Source organism: Arthrobacter sp. AQ5-05 (genome assembly GCF_003287975.1).
GTDB lineage: Bacteria > Actinomycetota > Actinomycetes > Actinomycetales > Micrococcaceae > Paeniglutamicibacter.
In genome coordinates this window covers 1-10,289 of the sequence record NZ_QMKQ01000051.1, presented here as the reverse complement: position 1 = coordinate 10,289, position 10,289 = coordinate 1, and the positions used below count along the sequence as shown (strand labels likewise).

Sequence of the window (10,289 nt, the reverse complement as noted above, 5' to 3'; positions counted from 1 at the left end):
ACATCGCCAAGGCCGTGAACGCGCAGGCGATCACGCTGGCCGACGCCCCGCGCGGCTACGCCGAGTTCGACGCCGGCGCGGCCACCAAGTACGTCCTGGACCCCAACGGCTACCTGTCCAAGTAGCCATCCACCCTTATTTCAAGGAGCAGTGCCATGTCATTGAATCTCGCGGACGCCCGCACCATCATTGCCGCCGCCGAGGCGCGCGCGGCCGAAATCGGCCAGCCCATGAACATCGCCGTCGTCGACGCCGGCGGGAACCTCGTCTCCCACGTGCGCATGGACGGTGCCTGGCTGGGCAGCATCGACATCTCCATCAACAAGGCCTTCACCGCCCGGGCCTTCGACCTGCCGACCAAGGACCTGGCGGAGAATTCGCAGCCGACCCAGCAGTTCTACGGCATCCATGCCTCCAACCACGGGCGCATCATGATCTTCGCAGGCGGCATCCCGATCCGCCGCGACGGCGTGGTCGTCGGCGCCGTCGGGGTCAGCGGCGGGTCCGGAGCCCAGGACCAGGAGGTCGCGGAGGCCGGCAGCACCGCGCTTTAGCCGGTCCGGGATGCCCGCCCTTGCGTGAGGTCCCCGGGCAGGGTTCACCACGGCCGATCGCCCCGCCGGTTTGGTGGGGCGATCGGCGGATGGGTCCAGCGGGTTCGGTCAGTTCCGCTCGGCGACCGATTCCTCGGATCGCACGACAGGTGCCGCTGCCGAGACCGCTTCTGGGGTAGTTCCCGCGCCGTTCAGGAGCCCGGAGAGCATTCCGGCGATGTCGATCTCGGTGCTGCCCTTGATCATCGCCAGGCCCTCGGTGACGATGCGGTTGGCCTGCTTGACGGCATCGGATGCACCGTCCGAACTGATCACCGTGTAGTTGTCGATGCCGGCCACGGCATCGGAGCTGGCCTTGACGATGTCCGGCAGGGCGCTGATCGCCAGGAACGCCAGCGAGGCCTGCGTGTGGCCGGTCAAGGCCACGGCCTTCGCGTCCTCGGCCTTGGCGGTGGCTTCGCCAATGGCAGCAATCGATGCGCCCTCCGCTTCGCCACGCAGGCGCACGGCGTCGGCTTCCGCCTTGGCATTGAGCTCGATCGCTGTTGCCAGACCCTGGGCCTTGAACACCTCGGCGTTCTTGGAGGCCTCGGCCTCAACGGTCTGGGCAGCGGCGCGGGCCTCGGCATCGGCGATGGACGCCTTCTTGGAGCCCTCGGCCTCGATGGCCTTCGAGTTGGCCCGCGCGGTGGCGCTGAACACGTCCGCGTCCCGCTTGGCCTCGGCGTCGGTGCGCATCTTGTAGGCCTGGGCGTCGGCAGGCTTGTGCACCTCGATGTCCAGGCGCTCCTGCTCCACCAGGGCCTTCTCGGCCAGGGCCTTGCGCTCCAGCTCGGCGACGGTCACATCCTGCTCCGCGGTGGCGATCCCCTTGGCTGCCTCTGCAATGGCTTCGGCACGGTCCCGTTCGGCCTTGAATTCCGCCTTCCTGATGGCAAGGTCCCGCTCGAGTGCTGCGGTCTCGCCCTCCTGCGCAATGCGGGCGGCTTCGGATTCCTGGAAGGCCTTGGAGGTGGCGATGCGTGCTTCGCGCTTGGCCCGTTCCAGGCCCGGTTTTCCGACTTCCTCGAGGTAGTCGATGGTCGTGGGCTTGTTGTCCGGGCCCAGCACCGTGCGTGACGGGGTGCTGACCGAAGAGATGTTGAAGGCATCGATCTGGATGCCCTGTTCGGCGAACTGGGTGACCGCCGATTCCAGGGACTGGTCCTGGAATTCCTTGCGGTTGTTGTTGGCGTCCTCCACCGACATGGCCGAAACGATGCCGCGCAGCACGCCCTCGGCTGACTTGGTCACCGAGGCGTTCAGGTCCTCCTTCGAATGAGTGAGGAACCGTTGGACGGCCTTGCTCATTCCCTCGACCGAATCGTCGAACTTGAAGTTCAGGCTGGCTGTCACCGAGGTGGTGATGAAGTTCTTGTCAACGCCTTCCACGGCAAGCTCCACCTGGCGCTGCTCGAGTGACATGACGTATTTCTGGTGGATCACCGGCAGGAAAAGCACGATGCCCTTGGTGAAGATCTGCACCTGCCCCTTCGATCCCTTGCCGGCGCGGATGATTGCCTGGTTGGGTGCCACGGTTACCAGTCTGGTGGTGGCGTACCAGATGAGGGCTATGAGGACAGCGAGGATTGCTGCGACGGCGATGACGGTTCCATTTACGGCAAGATCCATGATTAAACTCCGTTCAGTTCAGAGGTGGATGCGACCCTGATGCGGTCTCCAACAATTGCCACGACGGCAATTGGTGTGCCCTTCTCGATAGGGCTGCTTGAAAATACGAGGCGCTGGTTGATTTCATCGGGGTGGTCCAACTGGACTTTCCCGACGATGTCGTTGATGTCTGTGGTGGCAACTCCAAGCAGGCCGATGACTTCGTGCGGCTGGGCGTTGGAGATACTTGCCAGCTTTCGCGCAAGCAGCGCTACGCCGACGATGCCAATGACTCCCAGAATGGCTCCCGTGCTGTAGGCCAGAAAGAGTGGCCCGTCGTTGAGCAACACAATCGCACCCGCTGCGCCGAAAAGCGTGGCTGCCGCACCGACAGCAGTGGTGGAGATGATTCCGTCGAAGAAATCGACAAGCTCTCCCAGGGTCATGGACACGATGAGGAGCAGGAGGCCAAGGCCTCCGATCACTGCGAATGCGAGCATGTGGATTCCTTCGTGGGTTGATTGCCGGGCCACATGGCACGGCATGATTCAAGTCTTTGGCAATGGCGGAGCCCCACGTTTCAGGTGCTTCCCGAAGTGTCCTTGCTTCCCGAAGCGTCGGTTTAGGCACCCCGGCGGACTCCCTCGATTGCCTCGCCTGACATAAAGTCTATTGGTTAGCTGTATAAAGTTGGGTTAGCGCAGTCACAAGCCCGCCATATGCGGACTGCAGTCGCTGCCCGGAACTTGCACACCCGCATGGCTGGTTCGCCGAAAGGGCGCATCCACCGAGACACGCCGGAAGCTCTCAACACTTTGAGCAGGGGTCGATCCAACCTCGCCGTTCCGGCGCCGAGACGACCGAGGATTCGATCCCGGCGCAGGCAATTCCGCGGTGGCTCGGGCAGGAAGAGCCCGTCGCCGACAACGTTGAAGACGCGTTCGATGGATCCCGTCCCCGGGGCCAACGACCCCGGGGACGCAGGTACCTGCCATCACCAAAGCCCGAGCACCGCCAGGACCGGCACCAGGCCCAATACCGGCAGAGGATCCATCAACAGGTCACTCGGAGACCTCGGGATCGGCGGCCGACAGTAATCGATGAAGTGGATTTACCGCTACCACACCCCTGGCGCACCGGGCCTCGATTGGCGGTTTCAGCTGCGGCGACCGGGGCATCCCTGGAGTCGGGACGCGTGATGCATTTCCGAGCCGGGATCCAGCTCGCGGCCTACCCCGGGTGGGCCCATCCTTGGCGGTGGAACACCGATCACGGCGGCGAGGAGTTCCCGCAACCGGCAGCCCGGCATACCGGGCGGTGAACCATTACCCGGCCGATGTCCCAGCGGGTTCGCCCACCGGAAGCAGGCCGGCAAACACGCGCGAATCCCGCGCCTTTCCGTCGATGCGCTTGTGGTCGCGCAGGTGGTCCACCTGCCGCATGCCAATCTTTTCCAGCACCCGCACCGAGCCGGTGTTCTCCGGCCGGCAGGTGGCCACCACCCTCGTGATCCCCAGATGCGCCCCGGCCCAAGCCAGCAGCGCCTCGGCGGCTTCAGCCGCGTACCCGTTGCCCCAGGCATCCCGGCGCAGGACGTAGCCGATCTCCGCTTCACGGGGCCCGTGGACCAGGTCCGATTCCCCGGTCATCAGCGCCACCGAACCGATGACCGAGCCGCCCCAGGCAACCGCCAAGGTCCAGGTCTCCCGTGGCGCCGCAAGCTGCTCCGCGGCGCATTCCTCCAAGAACACCGCTGTCTCCTGCGGCGTGTTGGGCCCCCATTCGGCGAAGGCGCACACCACCGGGTCCGAGGCGAAGGCATGGACGGCGTCCAAGTCGCCGGGGCCGTAATCGCGCAGCAGCAACCGCTTGGTGGAAATCTCCATGCTTCCCATGGTGGCACGACGCCCCCCACCTTGCCCTCCGGCGTCCCGGAACGGGTGCGCTCAATGCCGCCGCGGACCGCGCCCTCACATAGACTCGAAGACGAACCCCACCAGCACTCCCACGCAAGAACCGGCGGCAATGCAAAACAAAGATTCCTCAGTCCAGGCGACCTTCAATTCCGTCGCTCGGCGCTACGACCTGATCAACCGCCTGATGACCCTGGGCTCGCACCAAACCTGGTGCCGCGAGGTCGCCGCCCGCGCCACCTCGTTCCCGGGACGCGACTACCTCGACCTGGCCACCGGAACCGGCGTCATCGCCCGCGAAATCCGCAAACAGTTCCCCGCGGCCAGCATCACCGGCGCCGATTTCTCCGACTCGATGTTGGCCCTGGCCCGGCAGATCAACGGCGGCGACGGCATCGAATGGCAGTTTGCCGACGCCCACGGGCTTCCCTTCGCCGATGCCTCCTTCGATGCGGTCACCCACGGCTACCTGCTGCGCAATGTCAGCGACCTGGACAAGGTGCTGGCCGAACAGTTCCGGGTGCTCAAGCCCGGCGGCATGGTCTCCGCGCTGGAGTCCTCTCCCCCGGCCGGGCCGCTGGCACCGGCCATCCGCCTGGGCATGCGCATCGTCATCCCGGCACTGGGGCAGTTCATCGGCAAGGACCGGGCGTCCTACGAATACCTCGTCGATTCGACCCTGGGCTTCCTGAGTCCCGAGGCGCTGCGCGAGCGCTTCATCCAGGCCGGCTTCGAGGATATCCAGGTCAAGCCGAAGTACCTGCGCACCAACATGATTTGGTCCGCCCGCAAGCCCAGCTGATTCCTCGGCGTCCGCACCGGGCTGCCGTCGACTCCATCACCCGTTGATGGCGCCCCGGGGTGGGTATGGTGGCGTTCAGCCAGGGCGCCGGCTCTCCATCGTCGCCCACGCCTCCGGCTCTCCATCGTCGCCCACGCCTCCGGCGCTCCACGCCGCGGGGCCGGCTTCCGTCCGAAACACCACGCTGCTCCGCGGAAATGCCCGGATTCCCCGCCGGCCCCGGCGGAGCGCAGTTCCCGGCACCCACGGTTTCGAAGATGTACGCATCAATTGCAACACGATGTTTATACAATCTTTGGTAAAACTCGCTTATGCTCGGTCCATGCAGTCATTCCTGACCCCGGAGCAGCACGCGGACCTCTACGATGCCGAGAACACCTGGACCGTGGCCGAGGATTTCTTCCTCTCCTTCATTGACGAGCAACCCCGCAGCAGGGTGCTTGACCTTGGCTGCGGCACTGGTCGGCTGACCATCGCCCTGGCCCGTGCCGGACACCGGGTCACCGGCCTGGACCCGCACGCCGGCTCGTTGGCCGCTGCCAGGGCTAAGCCGGGCGCCCATGCGGTTGACTGGATCGATGGCACCTCGGCGCAGCTGCCGCCGGATGCCACGTTCGATGCGGTGCTGATGAGTTCTCACGTGGCCCAGGCCATCAACGACGATGACGAATGGCATCGCACGCTGGCCGATGTCCACTGCGCATTGCGGCCCGGCGGTCGGCTGGTTTTCGATTCGCGTGATCCGCAGGCCCGGGCGTGGGAACGCTGGACCCCGGGCACCACCCGCAGCCAGTACACACTGGCAGACGGAACCGGCGTCCACTTGTGGATCGATGCCCAGGAACGCGAACGCGGCCTGGTGTCCATCACCGAACACCGGTTGCTGGCGGATGGAAACCGGGAGTTCGAGGACGCCGTGCTGGCCTTCCGCAGCGAGCAGCAACTGCGAACCGACCTGGCGGCCGCTGGCCTGGGCGTCGATTCGGTGTTCGGCGGATGGCACCGGGAACCGGTGGGCCGCGGCGCCGGGGAACTCATCGTGGTGGCACACCGCTAGCGGTACCCGGCGGCGTTGGCCGGCAGCCCGGCCCCCTGCACCTCGACCATGTAGCGCCAGCAATCTGGTGCCGACCCGTCCAGGTCGGTGAAACCGTATTCGCGGGCAAGCCCCCCGCTGGAGAACGACCCGCCGCTGCGCGAGAAGACCTCGGGATCAGCGGCGAGCGCGGCGACTGCCCGGCCCACGAAGCGCGGGGATTCGCTGATCGCGGCAAAGTGCCCGCCCTCCTGGGTGGAGCTGCGCCAATTGGCCTCGGTGACCCCGTAGTTCTCCAGCATCATCTCCGAGCGCAGCCAGCCCGGGCTCACGACCACCGCCGCGCACCCGTGGGGCTTCAGCTCGTGGGCGAGCGTGAAAGCCATGCGCAGCGCGGCGTTCTTGGCCAGGTCGTAGAACGTGGAGACCCGGTAGTTGGCCCCATTGAAGTCCCGGGTCCCGTCGGTCACCTCGACCACCAGGCCTCCGGGCTTCCGGGATAGCAGCCCCAGCGCGTGGTGGGAGGTGATCAGGTGCGTCTTCACGCCCAGTTCCAGCATGTGCAGGCCGGCCTCGAGGTCATGTTCCCAGATGTTCCGTTCCCACTGGATGAGTTTTTCCCCGCCCCAGATGTCGTTGACCAGCAGATCCAGCCTGCCCTGCTCGGCATCGATGCGTGCCACGAGGGCGGCAACCGCAGCGGAGTCCAGGTGGTCGACGGCCACCGCGATGCCGATGCCTCCGGCCTTCGTGACGAGTTCGGCGGTTTCCTCGATGGTTTCGGGGCGGTCGTATTCGCTGCGGGCTTCCCGGGTGCTGCGCCCGGTGCAGTACACCGTGGCCCCGGCCTCGCCCAGTCCGGCGGCTATGCCGCGACCTGCCCCGCGCGTCGCCCCGGCCACCAGGGCGATCCTTCCTGCAAGTGTCCGTTCCATGGCTTCACGCTAGACCCGGCCCGAGGAGCGTGGCCAGAGATGTTGGCGGTGGCTTCGGCCCGCTTTCGGAGTCGTCAACGCGCGGTGGAACGATGCAGAGGCCAAGGACGCCCACCCGGGATTACCGGGTGGAGATCCTTGGCCTGCTTCACACGTGCTTTGTGGCTCGGTGGTTCAGGCCAGCGGGTAAAGCGGGTTGTGCCCCGCGGCGACCTTCTCGGAATCGCGGACCGGCTCCGGAACCGTGCCGGTCCCCCACGGGTTCCCGCCGAACACCTCGCGCCCGTGCGGTTCGAGCCAGTTTTCCAGGTCCGGGCCGACCGGGACGATCTGCGTCGGGTTTATGTCCTCATGGACCACGTAGTAGTGCTTCTTGATCTGGTCGAAGTCCACGGTGTCGCCGAAGCCGGGATGCTGGAACAGTTCCCGGGCGTAGGCCCAGAGGTTCGGCATCTCGGTGAGCTTGTTCCGGTTGGCCTTGAAGTGCCCGTGGTAGACGGCGTCGAAGCGCACCAGGGTGGTGAACAGGCGCACGTCGGCCTCGGTGATCGACTCCCCCATCAGGAAGCGGCGGGTTCCCAGGCGTTCCTCGAGCCAGTCCATGGCGGTCCAGAGCCGGTCGTAGGCTTCCACGTAGGCCTGCTGGCTTCCGGCAAAGCCGCAGCGGTAGACCCCGTTGTTGACTTCGGTGAAGATGCGCTTGATGACCGGCATCATCTCCTCGAGCTTGTCCGCGGGCAGCAGGTCGGGGGCACCCTCGCGCTGGAACGCCTTCCACTGGGTGGCGAGGTCCAGGGTGATCTGCGGATAATCGTTGGTGACCACGGCGCCGGAAGGCACATCGACGATGGCCGGCACGGTGATGCCGCGCGGGTAGTTCGCGAAGCGCTTGAAGTAGTTCTCTTGGATGCGCTCGGTGCCCAGCACCGGGTCCACCCCGCCTTCGTCAAGATCAAAGGTCCAAGAGCGCACGTCGTGCACCGGCCCGGGGGTTCCCAGCGAGATCGCGTCTTCCAGTCCCAGCAGGCGCCGCACGATGATGGCTCGGTTGGCCCACGGGCAGGCGCGGGCGGCAACCAGCCGGTAGCGCCCGGCTTGAACCTGCCAGAGTTCGGCGCCCTCGGCCACGCCCGCGTGCACGTTGCCGATGGTCCCCGCGGTCGGCCCGCCGGAGGCGCGCACGGCGTCGGGATCGGCGACGATCCGGTCCTGGATGTAGTTGGTGTCGCGCGTGAATTCCGCGCCCGTGACGTATGCACCGGCGGTGCTGTGCTGCTGATCGCTCATAACCCAACCCTAGGTTCGGGTGCCCTGAAGCACCATGGAGAAAAGGAATGGCCTGCCCGCGGACTTCTCCGGGGCAGGCCTTCATCCCGCGGGCCGGCCCACGCGTCCGGTGAACGGCATGTGGCAGGTGTCCCGGGGCAATCACCTGACCGGTCCACGCGCCCCCCATGTTGCATGGGGACCGGCCAGGCGATGTTGCTTGGGGGGATGATCCCCTAGGCGGAAACCAGTGCGGCGTCGCGAACCGACTTCAGCGCAACGGTCCACGGCACCAGCTGGTCCAGGACCGGTGCCAGCGAGGCTGCCTGCATCTCGGTCGGCTTGAACACCGAGAAGTTCTCGAAGTCGGTGAACAGCGAGAACATGCCGGTCTTCTGCACGTGGGCGACCTGCAGCTCGGAGAGGATGCCGCGCAGGTGCTCGACGGCGCGCACGCCGTAGGCCGAGCCGTAGGAGACGATGCCGGCGGCCTTGTTGGCGAACTCGGCGTTCAGGTAGGACAGCGCGTTGGCCAGGGCCGGGGCGACCGAGTGGTTGTACTCGGGGGTGACGAAGACGTAGCCATCGAATTCGGCGATCTTGGCGGACCAGGCCTTGGTGGCCTCGTTCTGGTAGTTCTGGTAGGCGGCCGGGTAGGCTTCATCCAGCAGTGCCAGGTTGAAATCGGCGATGTCAACGAGCTCGTAGTCGGCGTCGCCGCGCAGGTTCGCCTGCTCCAGGACCCACTGGGCCACGCCGGCGTTGTTGCGTCCCGGGCGGGTTGAACCGGTGATGATGGCAATCTTGGTCATGCTGGGTCTCCTTGGACTGGGGGACACGCGGGCTGTTTGCTGACGTGTCAACTAAAACTTGATATCCCAATCCTGCCGCGAGAAGATTGACATGTCAACCAAATGTGAAGAAGTGTGAGGCGCACCATGTCCGAGCCCCGTTGGCTCAACGAAGCAGAAGCCCAGCTGTGGCTGGAGTTCCGGGAATTCCTCTGGGGCTTCCCCAGCGCGATGGATCGCCAGCTCACCCGCGACGCCGGGATGTCCAGCGGCGAGTATGCGGTACTCGCCGCGGTTTCGCAGACAGCTCCCGACGCGCTGCGCTCGGGTGACCTGGCCGCGACGCTGCAATGGGAGCGTTCCCGGGTCTCGCACCTGTTGCGCCGGATGGAGGCCAAGGGCCTGATCGAGCGCTGCGCCTCCAGCTGTGATGGCCGGGGCCAGGACATCAAGCTGACCGATGCCGGCTGGAAAATGATTCGCAGCGCGGCCCCCGACCACGTCTCGTTCGTGCGCGAAACGCTCTTCGACCCGCTTTCCGGGGCCGAACAGGAACAGTTCGGGGCCATGCTGGCCAAGATCCGTTCGGCAGTGGTCGACCGCAACCTCTGGTGACCGCGCCGGACCCTGAAGCTTATTCCCCGTGCTCGGCGGTTGAGGGCCAGTGTCCGTCAGCGGTGAACGAGGTTGCCCAGTAGTAGGGGTTCAGTTCCCGCAGCGTCAGCATTTCCCACGTATCGTTTCCCGGCGAACCCGGCACCGCGGCCAGGACCCCGGGCCCCCAGACGGCCAGGCGTTCCTGGCAGATGCCGCAGGGCGCAAGCACCTGGTAGGTCCCTTCTTCGGTACCGTTGGTCACGCAGGCCGACGCCACCACGCGTTTTCCCAGGGTGTAGGCCTGTGCGACCGCGCCGGCCTCGGCGCACAGCGTCGCGGCGGCATTGAAATTGTCGAAGCTGACGCTGGTCAGGATCTGCCCGTCCTCCAGAACAACGGCAGCGGCCGCAACCGAGTCTTGTGCCCCGGGCCACCTGCTCCGCAGTTGTTCAATGGCGGAATTGACAAGCAGTTGGTTCGAGTCCATGTGTTTATTCTGCCACGCGATGCCGGTTCCCGGCCGCTGCCTAGGGGACTTATCCCTGCAAGGGCAACCGCTCCCGGCCGCTTTCCCGCACATGATGCCTGGCCAGGCATCCACAGGTCCCCGGCACCGGTCCTCGCCCCGCCGGCCCCGCGGCACACACTGGTGGCATGGAAACACGCCAGCTCATCGACGCCCTCACCACCACCGGTGGCGAGCCGGGACACCCAGTGTCGCCGGTTGATAAGCTGCGCCTGCTGG

General features: G+C 66.0%; 11 protein-coding genes. 4 read left to right on the top strand and 7 right to left on the bottom strand.

Annotation, left to right across the window (positions count from 1 at the left end; translation table 11 throughout):
- Positions 1-155 precede the first annotated feature (155 nt).
- Positions 156-554, top strand: coding sequence for a GlcG/HbpS family heme-binding protein (locus DQ353_RS20670; protein ID WP_113765070.1), 399 nt, complete (start codon positions 156-158; stop codon positions 552-554).
- A gap of 108 nt (positions 555-662) precedes the next feature.
- On the opposite strand, the gene DQ353_RS20665 is transcribed toward DQ353_RS20670, so the two are convergent.
- The 3 genes from DQ353_RS20665 to DQ353_RS20655 all read right to left on the bottom strand — a co-directional run bounded on the left by DQ353_RS20665 (position 663) and on the right by DQ353_RS20655 (position 4,090).
- Positions 663-2,225 carry an SPFH domain-containing protein gene (locus DQ353_RS20665; protein ID WP_113765069.1) on the bottom strand — a complete coding sequence of 521 codons (1,563 nt, stop codon included), beginning with the start codon at positions 2,223-2,225 and terminating at the stop codon, positions 663-665.
- 2 nt (positions 2,226-2,227) lie between these two features.
- On the bottom strand, positions 2,228-2,704 hold the full coding sequence (locus DQ353_RS20660) for an NfeD family protein (protein WP_113765068.1): 477 nt from the start codon (positions 2,702-2,704) through the stop codon (positions 2,228-2,230).
- An 825-nt stretch (positions 2,705-3,529) separates the two neighbouring features.
- Positions 3,530-4,090 carry a GNAT family N-acetyltransferase gene (locus tag DQ353_RS20655; protein ID WP_113765067.1) on the bottom strand — a complete coding sequence of 187 codons (561 nt, stop codon included), beginning with the start codon at positions 4,088-4,090 and terminating at the stop codon, positions 3,530-3,532.
- A 139-nt stretch (positions 4,091-4,229) separates the two neighbouring features.
- On the opposite strand from DQ353_RS20655, the gene DQ353_RS20650 reads away from it, so the two are divergent.
- Positions 4,230-4,919, top strand: a complete 690-nt coding sequence (locus tag DQ353_RS20650; protein ID WP_113765066.1) for a ubiquinone/menaquinone biosynthesis methyltransferase — start codon at positions 4,230-4,232, stop codon at positions 4,917-4,919.
- Positions 4,920-5,241: 322 nt separating this feature from the next.
- Positions 5,242-5,976 (top strand): class I SAM-dependent methyltransferase, encoded by a 735-nt coding sequence (locus tag DQ353_RS20645; RefSeq protein WP_113765065.1) that lies wholly within the window; start codon positions 5,242-5,244, stop codon positions 5,974-5,976.
- Here the strand turns inward: DQ353_RS20645 and DQ353_RS20640 are convergent.
- The 3 genes from DQ353_RS20640 to DQ353_RS20630 form a co-directional block, all read right to left on the bottom strand.
- Positions 5,973-6,890, bottom strand: coding sequence for an SDR family oxidoreductase (locus tag DQ353_RS20640; RefSeq protein WP_113765064.1), 918 nt, complete (start codon positions 6,888-6,890; stop codon positions 5,973-5,975). The two genes, DQ353_RS20645 and DQ353_RS20640, sit on opposite strands and share 4 nt — an antisense overlap.
- Positions 6,891-7,064: 174 nt before the next feature.
- Entirely contained in the window at positions 7,065-8,177 is a 1,113-nt protein-coding gene (locus DQ353_RS20635) for a glutathione S-transferase C-terminal domain-containing protein (RefSeq protein ID WP_113765063.1), read from the bottom strand.
- A gap of 215 nt (positions 8,178-8,392) precedes the next feature.
- Positions 8,393-8,968, bottom strand: coding sequence for an NADPH-dependent FMN reductase (locus DQ353_RS20630; protein ID WP_113765062.1), 576 nt, complete (start codon positions 8,966-8,968; stop codon positions 8,393-8,395).
- 126 nt (positions 8,969-9,094) lie between these two features.
- Between DQ353_RS20630 and DQ353_RS20625 the strand changes: the two genes are divergently transcribed.
- Positions 9,095-9,562 carry a MarR family winged helix-turn-helix transcriptional regulator gene (locus DQ353_RS20625; RefSeq protein WP_113765061.1) on the top strand — a complete coding sequence of 156 codons (468 nt, stop codon included), beginning with the start codon at positions 9,095-9,097 and terminating at the stop codon, positions 9,560-9,562.
- A 19-nt stretch (positions 9,563-9,581) separates the two neighbouring features.
- Here DQ353_RS20625 and DQ353_RS20620 read toward each other — a convergent pair whose 3' ends face one another.
- The gene (locus DQ353_RS20620) at positions 9,582-10,031 is read right to left on the bottom strand and encodes a cytidine deaminase (protein WP_113765060.1); all 450 of its coding nucleotides are present in this window, start codon (positions 10,029-10,031) and stop codon (positions 9,582-9,584) included.
- Between the last annotated feature and the right edge of the window lie 258 nt (positions 10,032-10,289).

Coding starts and splice junctions, on each gene's coding strand:
- DQ353_RS20670 (WP_113765070.1), top strand. CDS start 156: ATGTCATTGAATCTCGCGGACGCCCGCACCATCATTGCCGCCGCCGAG.
- DQ353_RS20665 (WP_113765069.1), bottom strand. CDS start 2,225: ATGGATCTTGCCGTAAATGGAACCGTCATCGCCGTCGCAGCAATCCTC.
- DQ353_RS20660 (WP_113765068.1), bottom strand. CDS start 2,704: ATGCTCGCATTCGCAGTGATCGGAGGCCTTGGCCTCCTGCTCCTCATC.
- DQ353_RS20655 (WP_113765067.1), bottom strand. CDS start 4,090: ATGGAGATTTCCACCAAGCGGTTGCTGCTGCGCGATTACGGCCCCGGC.
- DQ353_RS20650 (WP_113765066.1), top strand. CDS start 4,230: ATGCAAAACAAAGATTCCTCAGTCCAGGCGACCTTCAATTCCGTCGCT.
- DQ353_RS20645 (WP_113765065.1), top strand. CDS start 5,242: ATGCAGTCATTCCTGACCCCGGAGCAGCACGCGGACCTCTACGATGCC.
- DQ353_RS20640 (WP_113765064.1), bottom strand. CDS start 6,890: ATGGAACGGACACTTGCAGGAAGGATCGCCCTGGTGGCCGGGGCGACG.
- DQ353_RS20635 (WP_113765063.1), bottom strand. CDS start 8,177: ATGAGCGATCAGCAGCACAGCACCGCCGGTGCATACGTCACGGGCGCG.
- DQ353_RS20630 (WP_113765062.1), bottom strand. CDS start 8,968: ATGACCAAGATTGCCATCATCACCGGTTCAACCCGCCCGGGACGCAAC.
- DQ353_RS20625 (WP_113765061.1), top strand. CDS start 9,095: ATGTCCGAGCCCCGTTGGCTCAACGAAGCAGAAGCCCAGCTGTGGCTG.
- DQ353_RS20620 (WP_113765060.1), bottom strand. CDS start 10,031: ATGGACTCGAACCAACTGCTTGTCAATTCCGCCATTGAACAACTGCGG.